This window comes from Malikia spinosa (assembly GCF_002980625.1).
Taxonomy (GTDB): domain Bacteria; phylum Pseudomonadota; class Gammaproteobacteria; order Burkholderiales; family Burkholderiaceae_C; genus Malikia; species Malikia spinosa.
The window spans coordinates 1-18,480 of sequence record NZ_PVLR01000040.1; the positions used below are offsets into that span (position 1 = coordinate 1).

Below are 18,480 nucleotides of genomic sequence, written 5' to 3' on the forward strand. Positions count from 1 at the left end.
ACTCCTATCAGCATGCTGTCTCCTGTCTTGTCGTTATGGGGGCCAACGGCGGTTGCCGGCCTCAGGGCGCCATCAGCGTGAGTCCCTGCGAGCGGAACATCGCCAGCAGCTCGCCCTTGTCGCGCAGGCGCTGCAGTGCGGCCTCGAGTTCGGTTGCCAGCGCGCGGTGGCTGGACTTGACGGCCATGCCCAGCGGCCAGCCGTTGTCGCTGAGTCCCGGCAGTCCGAGCTGACTCAGGCCGAAGCGGGCCGCATCGGCCTGGCGTCGGAACAGCGCGGTCTCGGCCTGGGCGCGCGTGACATAGGCCGCAGCGACCTCGCCTTGCAGCACGGCGTCGGCCGCCTGCACGCCGCTGTTGAAGATCCGGACCTGATCGCGCAGGCGGCCGCTGCGGTAGCCCATCAGCGTGCTGGCGGCTCCGCTGCCCCGTTCCGCGCCGAGCGCCAGGCTGGCCAGATCGTCGCCGGTGCGCACCTCGGGCAGGCGCTGGCGGTCGTGGAACACCACCAGCGTCTCGCGCGCATAGGGCCCGAACAGCAGCACCTGGGGGTTCTGGCGCATCAGGAACTTGTCGGCCGGCACATGCAGCATGACATCGGCCGGGCCGTAACCCAGGTAATGGCCGCGCCAGACCATGTTGCGCAGGTCGTCGTTCATGTTCTCGCCGGCATCGAACGCCAGCAGCTGCAGTCCCAGCCCCATCTCGCGCGCCAGCCCGCGCGCCAGCGCCACGTCCACGCCGCTGATGGCCTCGCCCTTGCCGTCGGAATAGGGGCCGTTGTCCTTGTAGAGCGCGACCTTGAGCGTGCCGGCGGCGCGCACCTTGTCGAGGTCCTCGAGTTCCTGGGCGTGCAGCGCCATGGCCGGCAGGGCCAGCGCGAGCGCACCGGCCTGCAGCAGCCGCCGCCTGGAGTGGGAGGTGAGGTCAGACATTGTGGTGTTCCTGTTCATGTCGTTCAGTTCTCGCGCCGGGTTTCCAGGTAGGTCCGCACGGTCCAGATCGCTTCTTGCGACAGCGTGCCCTCGAACGGCGGCATGTAGACCCGGCCGTCGCGTGCCCGGCCCTTGCGTACGGTGGCGAGGAAGAAGTCGTCCATCTCGCGGTAGCAGGCGTTCTTCTTGTCGGCGTCGGCCAGGTCGCTGCAGTCGGCGTCGAACTTGCGCAGATCGGGTGCGATGCCGCCCGAGATGGCTTCGAGCCCGTGGCAGCGCGCGCAGTTCTGGTTGTAGGCCGAAGTGCCGATGCGCAGCGCTTCCTGGCGTGCCGGGCCGGCGCTGTAGGGGTTGGCATCGAGCCACTTGGCGCCCAGCTGGGGCAGGGTGCTGGTGTCCACCGATTGCGGCACCACATCGCCATGGGCCAGCGCGGCGGCGGCGGCCACGGTCAGGGCCGCGCCCAGTGCCGCCTGTGTCAGTCGCGAGAAAAAGTCCGAGCCGATCATTTGCTTGTCTCCGTTAGGGTTGAATCGCAGCGACATGGGCAATATGCGTGCCACCCCGAGCGCGCCGGCTGACGCGCCGCCGCCGATGCCAAGCCCCGGCCAACTGTTGCAAAACGGAGCTCGACTGTGGTGTTTTGTCACGTCGCATGCCGGCCAGGCTAGGGATTTCCCTGAATGCCAGGTGCACTGCGCGCCTTGTGAGCGCCCGGTGAATAGTGGAAAATCTGTTCCAATAAAGTGACAGAAATCCTGCGGCGGTGCGACACAATCCCACCTTGCCGCAGCCTATAACAAGGTGGTCAGTGGCAACCGGTTGACGGCGCCAGCTGCCACAGGAGACAAAGATGATGGAAACGCTCAGGCCCGAACTGTCCGCCGGGGGGCTCACGAACGGCTGGCCTTACTCGACCGAAATCGCCCAGCGTGACACCCTGATCCGCCAGTCCCATGAGCGCTCGCTGCAGTTCGGTCTGTCGTCGCGCGACCGGCCCGATTTCTCGGCCGTGCCCCAGGCCACGCTGCACGAGGCGCTCGAGGTCAACCGCTTTCTCTACCAGCATGCGGCGCCGGTGATGGAGACGCTCTACGAGCAGATCGCCAATACCCACAGCATGGTGCTGCTGACGGCCAAGAACGGCATGATCCTGCATTCGCTCGGCGACAGCGACTTCCTGGCCAAGGCGTCCGAGGTGGCCTTGCGGCCCGGGGTCGAGTGGTCCGAGCGCAGCATGGGCACCAACGCGATCGGCACCGCGCTGACCGAGGAGCAACCGGTGGTGGTGCACGGCCGCGACCATTACCTCTACGCCAACCAGTCGCTGACCTGCTCCTGCACGCCGATCTTCGATCCGCATGGCAAGGTGGTCGGCGCGCTCGACGTGACCGGCGATGAGCGCGGCTACCACAGCCACACCCTGGCGCTGGTGCGGATGTCGGCGCAGATGGTGGAAAACCAGATGTTTGCCAACCTGTTTGCCGACGCGGTGCGGATCCAGTTCCACTCGCGGCCCGAATTCCTCGGCACGCTGGTCGAGGGCATTGCCGTCTTCAGTCCGGACGGTCGCTTCCTGTCGGCCAACCGCAGCGCGCAGTTCCAGCTCGGGCTGAGCTTCAACTGCCTGCAGGCCCATACCTTCTCGACCCTGTTCGGCCAGTCCATGTCGCAGTTCATGGACCGCCTGCGCAGCGCAGTCGGCAAGCCGCTGCTGCTGCGTCTCAACAGCGGCGTCTCGGTCTGGTGCCAGACCCCGTACAAGTCGTCCAAGGGCTGGTATGGCCTGGGCCAGCATGACGCAGGCGCCGACGAGCCCGAGGGCGGCGCTGCGGGTCTCAGGTCCCGCGCAGCGCCCGCTGCTGTCGCCGCGGCGCCGGCGCCGCTCAAGGCCTCGGCCAAGCAGGGGCTGTCGAGCCTGCATTTCCTCGACACCGGCGACGCCCAGGTGGCGGCGGTGGTGCGCAAGCTGCAGATGGTGCTCGACCGCGACATCCCGATCATGATCCTGGGCGAGACCGGCACCGGCAAGGACATCCTGGCCCAGGCCATCCACAACGATTCGCGCCGCGCCGCCAAGCCCTTCGTCTCGGTCAACTGCGCCTCGATTCCCGAGACGCTGATCGAGTCCGAGCTGTTCGGCTACGAGGAGGGCGCCTTCACCGGCGCGCGCCGCAAGGGCTCGACCGGGCGCATCCTGCAGGCCAATGGCGGCACGCTGTTCCTCGACGAGATCGGCGACATGCCGACCCAGCTCCAGGCCCGCCTGTTGCGCGTGCTGCAGGAGCGCCGCGTCAATCCGCTCGGTTCGAGCAAGGAGTACGAGGTCGACGTGACCATCGTCTGCGCGACCCACCGCAACCTGAAGAACCTGATCGCGGCCGGCAGCTTCCGCGAGGACCTGTACTACCGGCTCAACGGCATTGTGGTCAGGTTGCCGGCCCTGCGCGACCGGACCGATTTCGACACCGTGGTCGGCAAGGTGCTCAGCAGCCTGTGCGACGGCCCGGTGCCGGCGATCTCGGACGCGGTGCTGGCGCTGTTTCGGCGCTACCACTGGCCGGGCAATTTCCGCCAGCTGCACAATGTGCTGCGTACGGCGGTGGCACTGGCCGGGCGCCACGGGCCGATCGGCCAGGACCATCTGCCTGACGATTTCCTCGACGAGATGGCCGCGGTGGCCGCCTCGCCTCAGCCGGCTGCACTGGCGCCAGCACCAGCGGCGCACGAGGGGTTGTCGGCGCCGTTGCCGGGCCGGTCGATGGGATCGGCAGACCGCGAGCCGTTCTCGCAGCAGGCCGATCCGTCCGCTACGCCCGCGGCAGGTGCGCCCCAGGGCCAGCCCAGCGTCGCGCCGCCACAGCTGCAGTCGCTGGCGGCCAACCAGCGCATGCAGGATGTGGCGCTGCAGGCAATGGCCGACGCGCTGCGCCGCTGCGGCGGCAATGTGTCGGCTGCCGCCAAGCTGCTGGGCGTGTCGCGCAACACCCTCTACCGCAAGAAGGACCTGCTGCCGCCCGATTGCTGGGTCTGAGTGCATGGTCTTCACTCCAGCGGCGCGCAATCGAGCTCGCCCCCGTTCATCCAGTGCGGTTCGAGCTCGCGCCAGGCGCGCTGGACGTTGAAGCCATGCCGCTCGGCATGGCCGGCCCAGCTGGCGTAGCCGGGCAGCGCCAGCTCGGGTGCCTCGCTTGCCTCGTTGGCCGAGCCACCCAGTTCCAGCGCCGCGATCACGCCCTGCGCCAGCGCGCAGAGGTAGCCGTGGCTGGCCGCCAGCCCGCTGCTGTTGGCCGGTGTTCCTGCTAGGCCGGCATGTCGGCTGGCCTGCTGGCCCAGCACCCAGGCCGGCCGCAGCCGGTGCAGCTGGCGCAGCGCGGCCAGCCAGCCCAGCAGGCTGCCCTGGGCCAGCTCAGGTATCCGGCCCTGATAGACCAGGCTGGGCGCGATCAGCAGGCGCTGGTCCTCGTTCCACAGCACCAGGTCGCTGTCGCTGTGCGCCGCGCTGAATTCCATGATCTGCCAGCGGCCGCTGTCGCTCTCCAATTGTTGCCCGGGCCGCAGGCTGGCCTCGGGCAGCCGCACCGTCGTGCCCTCCAGCGCTGCTGCGCCCGCGCTGTGCGTGATCGACGCCAGGCATTGCGGGCAGCGTGCCTGCATGCCCGCCACGGTGGCCGCGCTGGCTTCTATCTGGGCGCCGGCAAAGGCCGTGTTGCCCAGCACGTTTTCGGCATGGGCATGGCTGTCGAGCACCCGCGTGATCGTCAGTCCGAGCGCGCAGCGCGCCGACTCGCGCACCAGCCGGCCATGCGCCAGGCTCGGGCCCGGGTCGATCAGGATCGCACGGTGCCCGTCGCGCAACAGGATCTGGCTGGCGACCTGGCCCCGGTTGCCGGGGCCGATCTCCTGCGCCGCGCCAGGCCAGATCCAGACCCCTGGCACGATGGCCTGCCAGCGCACCGCTGAGGCAGCGGGGCAGGGCGGAGTGGCCTCGGCCGTAGCTGTAGCAGCCGTAGCAGTAGCAGTAGCAGTAGCAGTAGCAGTAGCAGTAGCAGTAGCAGCCGTTTCGGTCGCTGCCCCTGCCACGGTTTTGGGCGCGACCATGGCCGGCGCATGGCTGGCGGCTGGAACGGCGCTGTCGCGCGCTTCGACCCAGTGCGGGCGCAGCAGCGCGAGCAGCAACAGCGCGGCCGGCCAGAGCCGGCCCGGCCGCGTCCTGGTTACTGCCAATCTGTCAGTCACGGCCTGATCGCTTTGCGCAAGGCGAGGCGATTGAACGGTTCGGTGCCCAGATGCCCGGCCTGGGTCAGCCAGAGCCGGGAGCGTGAGCCGGTCCGGGCTGAGAGCATCCGGTGCGAGGCCAGGCTGTTGTCCGGCGGGCAGACCGCATCGAAGCGGCCGTGGACCCAGCTGACCGCGATGCCGCTGTCGGCCACCGACTGCAGGGCCTGCTGCCACTGCCCCGGCGCTAGGCCGCAGCGGTGCGCCAGATGATGCGACTGGATGCGGTATTTCTGCCACAGCGCCCGCGCCTGCAGTGGCGGCGCCCAGTCCGGTCGCTCCAGCCGGCGCCGCAGCTGGCCCGGGCGCAGCGCCTGCCAGGCCGACTTGAGCTGGCGGCGCTGGTCCGACTCGCTGGCCTGACGCCAGGCCCGCCGTGCGCCATGCAGGGCGGCGGCCTGTTCCATCGTCTGCCAGTCCCGCGCTGCCCGCTGGCCGGCGCGGCTGAGTGTTCCATCGCGGAACAGTTGTGACAGCCGCTGCAACAGCGCGCCGGCCTGGGCAGGGCGGATCTGGCGCGGATCGAGCGGGCCAGTGGCGCCGCTGGTGCGTGTCGACTGTGCCGAACCTGCCCTCCTTGCCGGGGCTTTGGGCCAGAAGCGGCGCAACAGCCGCACCACCTCGCGCCGCGTGCCGCGAAAGCTGCCGCGCAGCACCAGCGCATCGACCGCCTGCGGGTGCCGGGCGGCATAGATCAGCGCCAGCGTCGCGCCCCAGGAGCCGCCCATGACCGACCAGCTGCGCAGGCCCAGCGACTCGCGCAGCCGCTCCAGGTCCTGGACCAGCGCCGACAGGGCCTGGCCGCGCAGGCTGCCACCGGGCCGGCTGCGCCCGCTGCCTCGCTGGTCCGGCGCGATCACCTGCTGGCGCTGCAGGTCGAAGGCCTGCCACAGGCCGGGCTGCGCGCCACTGCCTGGGCCGCCATGCAGCGCCAGCCAGGCCGGGGCCTGTTCGGGGCCGAGCCGCTGGTAGGCCAGCGTTTGTCCGCCGGGCAGGGCCAGCTGGCGCGGGCGTGGGCGCGCCTGGCCTACAGGGTAAACACTGATCGCTGATCGCATGGGGTTGGCACCGTTGTTGCGTGGATTAGGGTCAGGCTGTCACAGTTGGCCGGAGCAGCAGACCCGCTGCGGTTTCGGTGCCAGATTCATGCCAGCCTGTATCAACCCTTCAACCGGAGACACACCATGCAATGGACCCCCCCCAGCTTCACCGATCTGCGTTTCGGCTTCGAGATCACGATGTACATCGCGAACCGCTGAGCCACTGATGCCTTGATCCCCGGGCGCATGCGGCCGCGTGCCGGATGTGCCCGCCCTTCCCGATCCCGTTACGAATTTTTCCCACCATGCGTCTGAGAGTGCTCGGTTCGTCCGCCGGCGGTGGTTTTCCGCAATGGAACTGCAACTGCCCGAACTGCGACGGCCTGCGCCGTGGCAGCATCTTGGCCCGGCCCAGGACCCAGTCATCGGTTGCGCTGACGGCCAACGGCGTGGACTGGCTGCTGATCAACGCCTCGCCCGAGGTCTTGCAGCAGCTGCGCGAGACGCCCGAGCTGCAGCCCGCGCGCCAGATCCGCGACAGCGGCGTCGCTGCCGTGCTGCTGATCGACGCCCAGATCGACCATTGCACCGGGCTGCTGATGCTGCGCGAGCGCAATTCGCCGCTGCCGCTCTATGCCACGCCCGAGGTGCTCGACGATATCGGCAGCGGCTTTCCGCTGACGCGGCTGCTCGGACATTACTGCGGGCTCGACCTGCGACCGATCCAGCTCGACGGCCAGCCGCTGGCAATGCCCTTCCTGCCCGGCCTGGAGCTGATCCCGGTGCCGCTGACCAGCCAGCCGCCGCCTTATTCGCCCTTCCGCGGCCGACCGCGTCCCGGCGACAACATCGGCTTGCTGGTGCGCAACCTGGCCAGCGGCAAGTCGCTGTTCTACGCCCCCGGGCTGGGCCAGATCGATGACGCGACCCGCGCCGTGATGGCCCAGGCCGATGTGGTGCTGGTCGACGGCACCTTCTGGACCGAGGACGAGATGATCCGGCTCGGGCTCTCAAGCAAGCCGGCCGCCGCGATGGGGCATCTGCCGCAAAGCGGGCCCGGCGGCATGATCGAGCAGCTCGACGCGCTGCCCGCGTCCACGGCCAAGTGGCTGATCCACATCAACAACACCAATCCGATCCTGCGCGAGGACTCGGCCGAGCGGGCCGAACTCGGCGCGCATGGCATTCAGGTGGCCCATGACGGCCTGGAGATCGCACTATGACCTTGCCCGTTCACTCGGATGCCCCCTGGGACCCGGTCGAATTCGAGCGCCAGCTGCGCGCCAAGGGCGCCGGCTACCATATCCACCACCCCTTCAACCAGCGCCTGAACGGCGGCTACTGCTCGCCCGACGAGATCCGCTGCTGGGTCGCGAATCGCTTCTACTACCAGGTCTGCATTCCGCGCAAGGACGCGGCCATCCTGGCCAACATGCCCGACCGTGCGCATCGCCGGCTCTGGGTCGACCGCATCCTGGACCATGACGGCAGCGGTGACTACGAAGGCTCGCAGGCCGGCGGCATCGAGGCCTGGACCCGGCTTGGCGAGGCCGTCGGCCTGTCGCGCGACGAGCTCTGGTCGCTGGAGCGGGTGGTGCCGGGCGTGCGCTTTGCCTGCGACGCCTATGTCAATTTCGCTGCCCGCGCACCCTGGCAGGAGGCGGTCTGCTCGTCGCTGACCGAGATGTTCGCGCCGCAGATCCACAAGGATCGGCTGGCTAGCTGGCCCGGCCACTATCCCTGGATCGAGGCCGATGGCCTGCAGTATTTCCGCAGCCGCATTCCGCTGGCCACGCGCGATGTCGAGCATGGCCTGCAGGTCACGCTCGGGCATTTCACGACCCGGGCCACGCAGCAGCGCGCGCTCGAGATCCTGCAGTTCAAGCTCGACATCCTCTGGAGCATGCTGGACGCGATCGAAAAGGCCTGCCGCCATGACTGATGTCACCGTTTCCTGCGCTCCTGTCGCCAGCCCGCCAGCGTCCGAGACGCTGCCGGCCCGCCCCAGGCTTGCGCGCCTGTTCCGGCTCCAGTTCGAGAGCGTGCAGAACGCCTGGGTGCTGCTCTATCCCGAGGGCATGGTGCAGCTGAACCCGAGCGCGGCCGAGATCCTGCGTCGCTGCGACGGCCAGCGCTCGATCGACGCCATCGTCGAGGAGCTGCAGGCGCTGTTCCAGGTCGAGGGCATCGGGCCGCAGGTCGAGGCCTTGCTGCAGGAAGGGGTGCGCCGTGGCTGGATCGATTGAGGAAGCTGTGGCCGCTGTCGCGCCGTCCTCCCCGCAACCCGTGCAGCCGGCCCCGCCCGGGCCACCCCTGTGGCTGCTGGCCGAGCTGACCTACCAGTGCCCGCTGCATTGCGTCTTCTGCTACAACCCGACCGATTACACACGCTACCAGCGCGAGCTGACCACGCGCGAATGGATCGACGTGCTGACCCAGGCCCGCGCGCTTGGCGCGGCGCAGCTGGGTTTCTCGGGCGGCGAGCCGCTGCTGCGCGACGACCTCGAGGAGCTGGTGGCCGAGGCGCACCGGCTGGGCTACTACACCAACTTGCTGACCTCCGGCATCGGGCTCACCGAGCAGCGCGCGCGCGCGCTCAAGGACGCCGGGCTCGATCATGTCCAGCTCTCGTTCCAGGACTCGACGCGCGAGCTCAACGATTTCCTGAGCCACACCCGCACCTTCGAGCTCAAGCAGCGCGCCGCCGCCCTGATCAAGGCGCATGACTGGCCGATGGTCATGAACTGCGTGCTGCACAAGCACAACCTGCCCCATGTCGACAAGATCATCGAGATGGCGCTGGCGCTGGGCGCCGAATACCTGGAGCTGGCCAACACCCAGTACTACGGCTGGGCGCTGCAGAACCGGGCCCAGCTGCTGCCGACGCGCGCCGAGCTCGAGGCGGCCGAGGCGGTGGTGCAGCGCTACCGCGAGCAGATCGGCCAGCGCTGTCGCCTGCTCTACGTGGTGCCCGACTATTTCGAGGACCGGCCCAAGGCCTGCATGAACGGCTGGGGCAAGGTGTTCCTGTCGATCGCGCCTGACGGCACCGCCATGCCCTGTCACAACGCCGGCGAGCTGCCGGGCCTGCAGCTGCCTAATGTGCGCGAGCAGCCGCTGGCCAGCATCTGGCGCGACAGCCAGGCCTTCAACGCGTTTCGCGGCTATGGCTGGATGAAGGAGCCCTGCAGCAGCTGCGACGAGAAGGAAAAGGACTTCGGCGGCTGTCGCTGCCAGGCTTACCTGCTGGCGGGCGACGCCCGCGCGGCCGATCCGGTCTGCGCCAAGTCGCCGCAGCACGAGCAGGTGCTGCGCATCGTGCGCCAGGGCCAGTCAGCACCGCCGGCAGCACCGCAGCCGCTGGTGTTTCGCAGCAATCCGCCTGTGCGCCGACCGCGTTAGGGCGTTAGGGCGCCAGCGCTGCTGGCGCGGCATCCGCCCCGGCAGCCGGCGCTGCGGCTTGCGCGGCCTCGAACGAGCCCAGCGCCGCGACCGCCGCCGGGTAGCCCTGTGCGGCGGCCTGGCGCAGCCACTCCATGCTGGCGGTCAAATCACGCGCCCGACCGCGTCCGGTGCGGTACATCACCGCCAGCGCATATTGCGCCTCGGCGTCGCCGGCCTGGGCCGCGAGCTCGAAACGTCGCGCCGCCTGCTCCAGGTCACGCGGCAGGCCGCGCCCGGCCTCGTGCATCCAGGCCAGCCGGGTCTGTGCCGCGGCCAGCCCCTGCTCGGCCAGCTGCTGGTAGAGCCGGGCGGCTGGCTCGTGCTGGCCGGCACTGGCCAGTGCTTCGGCTTGCTGGAATGGCGTCAGCGCACTGGTCGGCTGTCCGAGCGTGGCCAGCCGTTCGGCCGCCTGCTGGTCGCCCTGTCCGGCGGCCAGGCCCAGGTAGTGGCGCGCCTGTTCGAGATCGGCGGGAAAGCGGCTGCCGTCGCTGTAGAGCAGGCCCAGGCGGTACCGGGCCTTGCGGTTGCCGGCCTGGGCGCTGGCCCGGTACAGGCTTTCGGCCTTGAGCAGATCGCGCGCCATGCCGAGTCCGTCCTCGGCCATGATGGCCAGGTTGAACAGGGCCTCGCCGTCGCCGACCTCGGCCAGGGTTTCCCAGACCTGGCGCGCCAGCGCGTAGCGGCCCATCTTGAACTCGGCATAGCCCTTGTAGTTGCCCAGCGCCGGCTGGCGCAACCAGTCCAGGCGCTCGCTGTCCTGGGCCTGGCTGGTCGCTGGCAGCAGCGAAGCAAGGGCGACCAGTGCGCTGGCCGCCAGGCGTCCCAGGTGACATCCCAGCTGGCATCTCTGGTGGGCAGTGCAGGGCCTGGTCCGGCCCATCGAGGCGGGGATCAAGGCCCTGACGGACGGCAGCGGGGCGCTCAAGGCTTCAATACCTCAAGGGCCTCAAGGCCGCTGGGTCATGACCCAGGTCGCGAGTTCCTTCAGTTCGGCCTGCGACAGGTTGGCGTGCGGCGGCATCGGAATGCGGCCCCATTTGCCGCGCGAGCCGTTCTGGATGCTCTGCATCAGCGAGGCGACGGCGTCCTTGTCGCCGGCATATTTCTGCGCCACGCTCTGGAAGGCCGGTCCGACGATCTTTTCACTGATCGAGTGGCAGGAGGTGCAGCCGTTGCCCTGCATCAGCGCCGGGTAGCTGGCCGCGTCAGGGGCGGCCTGCGCCAGGCCGGCAGCCAGCGTCATGGCGGCGCCCAGGCCCAGGGTCCGGCGGGTCGTGCCTGATTGAATCATGTAGTCTCTCCTTGCTGCGCGGCGGCACAGGGCGGCGGCCGCGCGTATCGCATATCGTGGGTTGATGGCGCGGGGCGGGGGCGCGTTGACCGCCAGGGTCGGCGCACCCGCCCCGACTCGTTCACTTCATGAGCTTGAAGGTCCAGACCGAACCGCCCTGTTCGAGGAAGTTGACCTTCTTGGCCACTTCACCGCCCCACAGCGGCACCGCGCCGCCCCAGCCCGAGACCACGGTCAGGTACTGCTCGCCGTCCTGCTTCCAGGTGATGGGAGGCGCGACGATGCCCGAGCCGGTCTGGAACTGCCAGACCACCTTGCCGGTCTTGGCGTCGGCGGCCTTCAGGTAGCCCTCGGGCGTGCCCCAGAACACCAGGTCGCCGCCGGTCGTCAGCACGCCACCCCAGAGCGGGGCCTCGTTCTTGACTTCCCACTCGATCTTGCCGGTCTTGGGGTTGACCGCGCGCAACGCGCCGATGTAGTCGTCGTACAGCGGCTTGATCGTGAAGCCGGCGCCCAGGTAGGCCGCGCCCTTCTTGTAGGTGATCGGCTCGTTCCAGATCTCCATGCCCCATTCGTTGGACGGCACGTAGAACAGCTGGGTCTTGGGGCTGTAGGCCATCGGCATCTGGTTCTTGCCGCCCAGGAAGCCCGGTGCCGCGAACACCGACTTGCCCTTGCTTTCGCCGGCGGCAGCCTCGGTCGGATCACCGGGTCGGCCGTCGGGGTTGAAGTTGGGCCGGCCGGTCTGCAGGTCGATGCTGCTGGCCCAGGTCGTCTTGGTCACGAACGGGAAGGCATTGAGCAGCTTGCCGTTGGTCGCGTCGTTGACATAGAAGAAGCCGTTGCGGTCGGCCTTGGCGCCGACGCGCTTGCCGTCCAGGTCGAAGGTCACGAACTCGTTGACGCCGTCATAGTCCCAGCCGTCGTTGGGCGTGCTCTGGTAATGCCACTTGATCTGGCCGGTCTTGACGTCGATCGCGACGGTCGAGGCCGAGTACAGGTTGTCGCCCTTGCGCACATGGCTGTTCCACGGGCCCGGGTTGCCGGTGCCGAAGTAGGCCAGGCCGGTGGTGGCGTCGTAGCTGCCGCCGAGCCAGGTCGCGGCGCCGCCGGTCTTCCAGGTCTCGCCCGGCCAGGTGGCGTTGGTGCTGCCGGTGATGCCGTTTTCCTTGCCGTCCTTGTAGCCCATGTGGCCTTCGACCATCGGGCGGGTCCAGACCATCTTGCCGGTCTTGGGGTCGCGTGCCTCGACCCGGCCCACGACGCCGAACTCGCCGCCCGAGACGCCGGTCAGCAGCAGGCCTTCGGCGATCAGCGGTGCAGCGGTGTAGCTGTAGCCGGCCGAGTAGTCGTCGATCTTTTCGCGCCAGGCCACCTTGCCGGTCTTGCGGTTGAGCGCGACCAGCTGCGCGTCCAGCGTGCCGAAGATCACCAGGTCACCGTAGAGTGCGGCGCCGCGGTTGATCACGTCGCAGCAGGGCATGATGCCCTCGGGCAGGCGGTGCTCGTATTTCCAGAGCTTCTTGCCGGTCTTGGTGTCAAAGGCGTAGATGCGCGAGTAGGAGGCCGTGACATACATCACGCCGTCGTAGACCAGCGGCTGCGACTGCTGGCCGCGTTGCTTCTCGCCGCCAAACGACATCGACCAGACCGGTGCCAGGCGCTTGATGCTGTTGGCGTTGATGTCGCTCAGCGGCGAATAGCGCTGGCCCTGGGTACCCAGGCCCCAGCTCAACACGTTGTCGGGGGTGGCGGCGTCCTTGGCGATCATCTCGTCGTTGACCTGGGCACCGGCCTGGGTGGCGGCGGCCAGCACCAATAGGCTCAGAAGTTTTCTTTTCATGTTCAGTCTCCTGCTGTCGTGGATGGGGGCTTTGCTTCGACCCATGCCGGGTGCGCTGCCTGCGCCGCACCCCCTGCATCTGTCCGGCTTACCAGCGCAATTCACATGCCAGCACAAAGAACCGGGGTTTGTTTCGTCCTGAACAGCCCGCCGCTGTGACACTGTTCAAGTTTGGATCAGCGCGGCGTCCCGGCTGTCACGCTGCCCAGCGCCTCGACCTCGTAGCGCGGGTAGAGCTGGGTCACCGAGCGGATGTACTCGGCCGGCTGCGCGGCCCAGGCCGCGAAGCGCTCGGGCAGCGGCAGGCGCAGCACTTCGCCCAGGTCGAGGCCGCGCTGCGCGCTCTCGAGCAGCCGCTGCTCCAGCCATTGCAGCCAGTCGCGCGTCTGCGCCAGGCCCGACAGGTCGGCCCGCACCGGCCCGTGGCTGGGCACCAGCGCCTTGAGCTTCAGGCCGCGCAGCCGGGCCTCGAGCGCGTCCAGGCTGGCCAGCCAGCGCGCCAGGTTGGCGTGCGGCGTGGTCGGCACCCGGTCGGCGAACACCAGCCCGCCGGCGAACACCACGCCCTGGTCGTGGTCGATCAGCACCAGGTCGTCGGCGGTATGGCCGTCGAGCCGCAGCAGCTCGAGGCGGCGCGACCCCGCCGGCCAGAAGCCGGGCTCGATCACGCCAGTGGCCGGCTGGTGCTCGGTGCCCTGCATCCAGTCGCCGCAGAGACGGAACAGGTTGTCCTCGTAGGCCTTGCCCTCGGCCCGCATGCCCGCGATGCTGCCGCCCAGCGCGCCGATCGGCCGGTCCTGCCAGGCCTGGTTGCCCAGGAAGTAGTCGGGGTGCAGGTTCAGGTTCAGCACCTGCAGCACCGGCCGCTGGCTCAGGCGTTCGATCGCCGCGCGCTGCTGCTGGCCGTAGCGGCGCGAGGGGCCGGTGTTGATCACCAGCAGGCCTTGCTGGGTCTCGATCCAGCCGGTGTTGATGATGTTGCAGCCGTTGGCGCGCGAGAAATCCTCGACCGCGCCCTCGATCACCCAGTGGCCGGGCGCGATCTGGCGCGGCTGCAGGCCATAGTCCAGCCGTGCGACATCGACCCGCGCTGGCGCCGCGGCCGGCTGCGCTCCGGCGGGTGCCCAGGCGCCCAGGCCGAGCAGCAAGGCCAGCGCCATGCCGGGCAGGCTGGTCTGGCCGGTCGGGGCCGTCGTCGTCCAGCGGGCGCTCATGCCTGCACCTCGTGCCGGATCAGGTTGCCGTTGTTGTCGCGTCCCTGCAGCCAGAGCTGCCCGGGCGGGCGCTGGTCGAGCTCGAAGGTCAGCAGCGGGTTTTCCGCCACCGGCTCGTGCAGTTCGAGCCGCCACCAGAGCCGGTCGGCGGCGTCGCGCAGTTCGAGCTCCTCGATATGGAACGCCGGCACGCCGGCGACCAGGCCGGTATCCATCGGGTGCATGATCCGCACGCGCAGCCGCGCGCCGTCGCTGGTCCCCAGGTTGCTGAACAGCCGGGCCTGGACCTGGTTCAGCGTCCGGGCCCAGGAGCCATCGGCCCGGGTCGCGCCGGGCACGGTGCAGCCGCCGCCGGCGGCGTTGATCCAGGTCTGGCCGACCTGCCAGGTGCCGGCGCGGGTGCGCACCAGCGCGCGCACGGCCGAGCCTTGTTCGAGCCGAAAGCGCAGCGCCAGCACCGGGCGGGCCTGCTGCGGCATGAAGCTGGCGATCTGCTGCACCGGGTTGCGGTCGGCCACCAGCACGATGCGGTCGATCTCGTGGCCCTGGCGCAGCAGGGCGCGCGCATCGACCAGTAGCGGCACGTTCATCGCGTCCTCGGCGAACGGCGGGCCCTGGACCAGGATCTCGGGGTTGAACTGCAGCGCTTCCTGGCCGGTGAACTTGCGCCGGATCTGCGGCCACTGCATCGAGCCCAGCGGATCGCCGCCGGTGTGGTCGGGCTCGGCCCGCAGCAGGCCGGGCGCGAGCGCCGCCAGCCCCGCGGCGGCCAGGCCACGGCCGCTGCGCTGCAGCCATTGCCGGCGTGCTGGCTGGACTGCTGAAGGGGCCAAACGGGCCGGATCGGTCTGATCGGCTGGATCGAGGCGTTGCTGAGGGGCTGGCAGGGGTGGCATGGAGGTCTCCGGGTTCCGCTGGAATGAATCGGGGTCTCTGACCGTGGCCGTGGATCGGCCTTGTTCTGGCTGGGGGCGCTCGGGCTGTTTAAGTGGCGTTGGGCTGCTTTTCAGGCCGCGCCGCGCTGCCGGATCCAGCCACGCTGCGGGTCGTAGCCGCGCAGGGCCAGTGCAAAGCACAGCAGGGTGCCGGTACCGATCACCAGCAGGCTGGTGGCGTTGGCCTGGCCGTAGAGGGCAAAGCGCATCGCCTCGACCGCATGGCTGAACGGGTTGTAGCGCGCCAGCAGATGCAGCGCGGCAGCGCCGGCCTCCTCGAGCTTCCAGAGCGGATAGAGCGCCGGGCTGATGAAGAACATCGGGAAGATCACGAAGTTCATTGCGCCGGCGAAGTTCTCGAGCTGGCGCACATAGACCGACAGCATCAGCCCCAGCGCCGCGAGCAGCGCGGCCGCCAGCACCATGACCGGCAGCGCGCCGAGCAGGTGCAGCGGCTCGAACTCGACCCCGAAGCCCCAGGCGATGGCCAGGAACACCACCATCTGCAGCACCGACAGCGCGGTGCCCGCCAGCAGCTTGAACGCCAGCAGCCAGCCCCGGCCCAGCGGCGCGGTCAGCAGCAGCCGCATCACGCCCATCTCGCGGTCGTAGACCATCGACAGCGAGCTCTGCATGCCGTTGAACAGGGCGATCATGCCCAGCAGGCCCGGCACCATGTAGACCTTGTATTCGATGTAGGTCTCGTAGGGCGGGATGATCGCGACGCCGAACACGTTGTGGAAGCCGGCCGCGAAGACCAGGAACCAGAGCAGCGGCCGCACCAGCGCCGAGGCCAGGCGGGCCGGCTGGCGCAGGAACTTGCTGAGCTCGCGGCCCATGACCGCGCGCGCGGCGCGCAGCCGGTGCGGCCAGGGCCCGGGGAGGGGAGTGGGTGTCATGGGCGGGCCTGGTGTTGGCGGATGGGGGTCGTCAGGAAGCGATCGGGCGGTCGCTCAGGGGGCGGCCTTGCAGGCGCTCTCGCGCTGGTCGATGCCGAGCGTGTCGAGCACCTCGGTCGGATGCAGCACGCCGTCGAGCGGCGCCAGGCCCACCACGCCGTCGCCATGCGCCAGGAACACCGGCTGGCGCAGCTGGCCGTCCCAGGCCCGGAACGACAGCCTGGGCCCCTTGGCGCCATCGACGAAGATGCGGCCGCCGCGCAGGGCCCGCGCATGCCCGACCGCGCTGGCCTGGGGCTGCTCGACCAGGGTCGCGACCACCGCGCGCAGCGCGATCCAGGCCGACCAGTCCTGTCCCGTCATCGGGCGCCCGGCCAGCTTGCGAAAACGCCGCGAGACCTGCGGGCCGCCATTGCGCTCCCACTGCGGGTGCCAGGCCAGCGGCATCAGGCCGTTGCTGCCGACCACCGGCCGGGGCTGCTGGGTCGCGTAGGGCAGGGTGCGCGCGAACTCGCCATCGGCGTCCAGCACCGTCACCAGCCCGTGCTGGCGGTCGGCAGTCAGCAGCCGGGTGTTGGCCAGGTCGCGCTCGCGCGGGTCGCCCGACAGCTTGAACGTCCTGATGCCGGCGGTCTTGATGCCGTAGCGCTTGGCGGCGCGGTTCCAGGCCGCCAGCAGCAGCGCGTCGTCGCTGCTTGGCCCCTGCAGCACCCAGGCGTTCTGCCAGGAGCGGGCCGCCAGATACTGCACCAGCGCGTCCTGCAGCATGGCGTGGCTGGGCAGGGTGTGCAGCAGCTGGGCCGCGCAGTGCGCGCCGCGCAGCGCATCGTGCGGGGCGCTCAGGTTCAACAGCAGCGCGGTGCTGCCGGCGGCGTTGACGGCCAGTTGCACGCCTTCGGGCGGCAGGTCCAGCAGCCAGAACTTGACCTTGTCCTGCTTGAGCTGGGCCAGCAGTCCGGGCAGCGCCTCCAGGCTGGCGGCCCTGGCATCTTGCAGCGCCAGCCCATGGCGGATGCCGCGCAGGGCGACCTCGGCGTCATCGATGCCCAGCTGCACGGCGTCGAGCAGGCGCCCGCCCGGATGGCCTGGATAGGCCCGCTCCAGCCGTCGCGCACCATAGCGCGGGTCGTCGTCGAGCGAGACCAGCGCCACCTTGTCGGTGGCGATGGTCGCTGCGGTCGCGCCAGTCGCAGCGGCCTTGGCGGCGGGCTTGCCGGTCTGGGCCAGCAGCGGCTGCAGTCCCAGGCCCGACAGGCCTGACAGACCGAGCGCCGCGCCCAGCGTCAGGGCGGCAGTCCGGCGCCAGCCGCGCCGGTCCGAGTGGAGGGCAGTGTGAGTGCGCGCTTGCATGTCGTGCCGTTGGCAGGTTTCAGCGCACCAGCACCAGCGGCGTATGCGGCACCCGGCCAGCGGCGACAGTCCGGATCGCCTTGCCCTGGCGGGTGTCGATCAAGGTCATGTCGTCAGACAGGCCGTTGGTGACATAGAGCACCGCCTCGTCCGGGCTCAGCGCCAGGCCCCAGGCGCGCTTGCCCGCCAGTACGGTGCGCCTGACCTGGCGACTGGCCACATCGACCTCGGCCACCTGGTTGGCACGGCCCAGGCTGACCCAGGCCGTCTGGCCGTCGCGCGTCATCGTCACGCCGACCGGCGTGATGTCGCTGGCGCGCAGGCCTGCGATCTTGAACTCCAGCGTCGCCTTGACGCTCTGGCTGCCGGTGTCGATCACGCTGACGCTGGCGCCCAGCTCGTTGCTGACCCACAGCTCCTTGCCATCCGGCGACAGCGCGAAGCGGCGCGGGCGCTGGCCGGCCTTGATGTCCTTGACCACCTTGCGCGCCGCCAGGTCGATCACATGCACGACATTGGCATCCTCCGAGGTCACGTAGGCGGTCTTGCCGTCGGGCGTGATCAGCACCCCCTCGGGCTCGCCGCCGGTCTTGATCTTGAACAATGGCTTCTTGCTGGCCAGGTCGTAGGCGGCCAGCACGCTCTCGTCCTCGATCGTGACATAGGCGGTCTTGCCGTCCGGGCTCAGGTCGAGCAGTTCGGGGCTGTCGCCGAGCTTGACGCTGTCGATCTGCTTGCCGCTGGCGCGGTCGATCACCCCGAGCTGGTTGCTGTCGCCGCAGACGACATAGAGCCGCGTGCGGTCCGGGCTCGGCTTGAGGTCGCGCGGGCGCTGGCAGACGCCGATGCTCGACTGCAGCTTGCCGGCGGCATCCATGACATGGATCTTGTGGTCCTTCTCGCTCGAGACATAGACCGTCTGCGCCTGCGCGCCCAGCGGCACCCAGCCTGCCAGTGCCAGCACGCTGGCGGCCAGCGTGCGCAGGGCCAGGCGGGGTGCCCGGCCCGTGCTGACGCGCCAGGCATGCCGGGAGGCGGGATCGGGGGCCGGCCCATTGCGCACTGGCACAGGCGCAGCGCTGGCTGAGGCAAGGCGGGACAGCACCGCAGGGTGGGAATGAATCGGGGGCATGTCTTGTCTCCTTGTGCTGGACATCTGGCCGGGTTATCCGGCTTCTGCCCTGCTGCAGCAAACGCCGTGCCAAGCCCTGGCCCTGGCGGGCTGTGCCAGCCTGGCCGCCCGCGCTGTGCC

At 69.6% G+C, this 18,480-nt stretch carries 18 protein-coding genes; 6 read left to right on the forward strand and 12 right to left on the reverse strand.

All coding sequences use genetic code 11. The annotated features are described in order from the left end of the window. Positions 1–61 precede the first annotated feature (61 nt). Positions 62–934 (reverse strand): substrate-binding periplasmic protein, encoded by an 873-nt coding sequence (locus C6P61_RS13315; RefSeq protein ID WP_105730418.1) that lies wholly within the window; start codon positions 932–934, stop codon positions 62–64. 23 nt (positions 935–957) lie between these two features. Beyond that, positions 958–1,443: a cytochrome c-550 PedF gene (pedF, locus tag C6P61_RS13320; protein WP_105730419.1), complete on the reverse strand. Its 486-nt coding sequence runs from the start codon at positions 1,441–1,443 to the stop codon at positions 958–960. Between the two features lie 344 nt (positions 1,444–1,787). Here pedF and C6P61_RS13325 point away from each other — a divergent pair, with 344 nt between their 5' ends. After that, positions 1,788–3,968 carry a sigma-54-dependent Fis family transcriptional regulator gene (locus C6P61_RS13325; RefSeq protein WP_244908930.1) on the forward strand — a complete coding sequence of 727 codons (2,181 nt, stop codon included), beginning with the start codon at positions 1,788–1,790 and terminating at the stop codon, positions 3,966–3,968. 11 nt (positions 3,969–3,979) lie between these two features. Here C6P61_RS13325 and C6P61_RS13330 read toward each other — a convergent pair whose 3' ends face one another. Continuing rightward, positions 3,980–5,173 (reverse strand): MBL fold metallo-hydrolase, encoded by a 1,194-nt coding sequence (locus C6P61_RS13330; RefSeq protein WP_170067391.1) that lies wholly within the window; start codon positions 5,171–5,173, stop codon positions 3,980–3,982. Then, positions 5,170–6,270 carry an alpha/beta fold hydrolase gene (locus tag C6P61_RS13340; protein ID WP_105730422.1) on the reverse strand — a complete coding sequence of 367 codons (1,101 nt, stop codon included), beginning with the start codon at positions 6,268–6,270 and terminating at the stop codon, positions 5,170–5,172. Before C6P61_RS13340 ends, C6P61_RS13330 begins: the two co-directional genes overlap by 4 nt. A gap of 126 nt (positions 6,271–6,396) precedes the next feature. On the opposite strand from C6P61_RS13340, the gene pqqA reads away from it, so the two are divergent. The 5 genes from pqqA to pqqE all read left to right on the forward strand — a co-directional run bounded on the left by pqqA (position 6,397) and on the right by pqqE (position 9,654). Continuing rightward, positions 6,397–6,471, forward strand: coding sequence for a pyrroloquinoline quinone precursor peptide PqqA (gene pqqA / locus C6P61_RS13345; RefSeq protein WP_105730486.1), 75 nt, complete (start codon positions 6,397–6,399; stop codon positions 6,469–6,471). An 86-nt stretch (positions 6,472–6,557) separates the two neighbouring features. Beyond that, positions 6,558–7,475 carry a pyrroloquinoline quinone biosynthesis protein PqqB gene (gene pqqB / locus C6P61_RS13350; RefSeq protein WP_105730423.1) on the forward strand — a complete coding sequence of 306 codons (918 nt, stop codon included), beginning with the start codon at positions 6,558–6,560 and terminating at the stop codon, positions 7,473–7,475. Then, positions 7,472–8,194, forward strand: a complete 723-nt coding sequence (gene pqqC / locus C6P61_RS13355; protein WP_105730424.1) for a pyrroloquinoline-quinone synthase PqqC — start codon at positions 7,472–7,474, stop codon at positions 8,192–8,194. The genes pqqB and pqqC overlap by 4 nt, the downstream gene beginning before the upstream one ends. Then, on the forward strand, positions 8,187–8,498 hold the full coding sequence (gene pqqD, locus C6P61_RS13360; protein ID WP_105730425.1) for a pyrroloquinoline quinone biosynthesis peptide chaperone PqqD: 312 nt from the start codon (positions 8,187–8,189) through the stop codon (positions 8,496–8,498). The genes pqqC and pqqD overlap by 8 nt, the downstream gene beginning before the upstream one ends. A 7-nt stretch (positions 8,499–8,505) precedes the next feature. Beyond that, positions 8,506–9,654 (forward strand): pyrroloquinoline quinone biosynthesis protein PqqE, encoded by a 1,149-nt coding sequence (pqqE, locus tag C6P61_RS13365; protein WP_105730426.1) that lies wholly within the window; start codon positions 8,506–8,508, stop codon positions 9,652–9,654. A gap of 4 nt (positions 9,655–9,658) precedes the next feature. Here pqqE and C6P61_RS13370 read toward each other — a convergent pair whose 3' ends face one another. The 8 genes from C6P61_RS13370 to C6P61_RS13405 form a co-directional block, all read right to left on the reverse strand. Beyond that, entirely contained in the window at positions 9,659–10,621 is a 963-nt protein-coding gene (locus tag C6P61_RS13370) for a tetratricopeptide repeat protein (protein ID WP_146115056.1), read from the reverse strand. A 21-nt stretch (positions 10,622–10,642) separates the two neighbouring features. After that, the gene (locus C6P61_RS13375) at positions 10,643–10,987 is read right to left on the reverse strand and encodes a c-type cytochrome (protein ID WP_105730428.1); all 345 of its coding nucleotides are present in this window, start codon (positions 10,985–10,987) and stop codon (positions 10,643–10,645) included. Between the two features lie 121 nt (positions 10,988–11,108). Next, complete coding sequence (locus C6P61_RS13380; RefSeq protein WP_105730429.1) at positions 11,109–12,830, reverse strand: PQQ-dependent methanol/ethanol family dehydrogenase; 1,722 nt, start codon at positions 12,828–12,830, stop codon at positions 11,109–11,111. A 176-nt stretch (positions 12,831–13,006) separates the two neighbouring features. Then, the gene (locus tag C6P61_RS13385; protein WP_244908931.1) at positions 13,007–14,044 is read right to left on the reverse strand and encodes a quinoprotein relay system zinc metallohydrolase 1; all 1,038 of its coding nucleotides are present in this window, start codon (positions 14,042–14,044) and stop codon (positions 13,007–13,009) included. Beyond that, entirely contained in the window at positions 14,041–14,940 is a 900-nt protein-coding gene (locus tag C6P61_RS13390; protein ID WP_105730430.1) for a quinoprotein dehydrogenase-associated SoxYZ-like carrier, read from the reverse strand. The genes C6P61_RS13385 and C6P61_RS13390 overlap by 4 nt, the downstream gene beginning before the upstream one ends. 110 nt (positions 14,941–15,050) lie before the next feature. Continuing rightward, on the reverse strand, positions 15,051–15,878 hold the full coding sequence (locus tag C6P61_RS13395; protein WP_105730431.1) for an ABC transporter permease: 828 nt from the start codon (positions 15,876–15,878) through the stop codon (positions 15,051–15,053). 54 nt (positions 15,879–15,932) lie between these two features. Then, a complete protein-coding gene (locus tag C6P61_RS13400) occupies positions 15,933–17,228 on the reverse strand; it encodes a type 1 periplasmic-binding domain-containing protein (protein WP_244908932.1) in 1,296 nt (431 codons plus the stop codon). 19 nt (positions 17,229–17,247) lie between these two features. Next, on the reverse strand, positions 17,248–18,360 hold the full coding sequence (locus C6P61_RS13405; protein WP_105730432.1) for a PQQ-dependent catabolism-associated beta-propeller protein: 1,113 nt from the start codon (positions 18,358–18,360) through the stop codon (positions 17,248–17,250). Positions 18,361–18,480 lie beyond the last annotated feature (120 nt).

Coding starts and splice junctions, on each gene's coding strand:
- C6P61_RS13380 (WP_105730429.1), bottom strand. CDS start 12,830: ATGAAAAGAAAACTTCTGAGCCTATTGGTGCTGGCCGCCGCCACCCAG.
- C6P61_RS13400 (WP_244908932.1), bottom strand. CDS start 17,228: ATGCAAGCGCGCACTCACACTGCCCTCCACTCGGACCGGCGCGGCTGG.
- pqqB (WP_105730423.1), top strand. CDS start 6,558: ATGCGTCTGAGAGTGCTCGGTTCGTCCGCCGGCGGTGGTTTTCCGCAA.
- pedF (WP_105730419.1), bottom strand. CDS start 1,443: ATGATCGGCTCGGACTTTTTCTCGCGACTGACACAGGCGGCACTGGGC.
- C6P61_RS13315 (WP_105730418.1), bottom strand. CDS start 934: ATGTCTGACCTCACCTCCCACTCCAGGCGGCGGCTGCTGCAGGCCGGT.
- C6P61_RS13390 (WP_105730430.1), bottom strand. CDS start 14,940: ATGCCACCCCTGCCAGCCCCTCAGCAACGCCTCGATCCAGCCGATCAG.
- C6P61_RS13405 (WP_105730432.1), bottom strand. CDS start 18,360: ATGCCCCCGATTCATTCCCACCCTGCGGTGCTGTCCCGCCTTGCCTCA.
- C6P61_RS13395 (WP_105730431.1), bottom strand. CDS start 15,878: ATGACACCCACTCCCCTCCCCGGGCCCTGGCCGCACCGGCTGCGCGCC.
- C6P61_RS13375 (WP_105730428.1), bottom strand. CDS start 10,987: ATGATTCAATCAGGCACGACCCGCCGGACCCTGGGCCTGGGCGCCGCC.
- C6P61_RS13325 (WP_244908930.1), top strand. CDS start 1,788: ATGATGGAAACGCTCAGGCCCGAACTGTCCGCCGGGGGGCTCACGAAC.
- pqqC (WP_105730424.1), top strand. CDS start 7,472: ATGACCTTGCCCGTTCACTCGGATGCCCCCTGGGACCCGGTCGAATTC.
- pqqD (WP_105730425.1), top strand. CDS start 8,187: ATGACTGATGTCACCGTTTCCTGCGCTCCTGTCGCCAGCCCGCCAGCG.
- C6P61_RS13340 (WP_105730422.1), bottom strand. CDS start 6,270: ATGCGATCAGCGATCAGTGTTTACCCTGTAGGCCAGGCGCGCCCACGC.
- C6P61_RS13385 (WP_244908931.1), bottom strand. CDS start 14,044: ATGAGCGCCCGCTGGACGACGACGGCCCCGACCGGCCAGACCAGCCTG.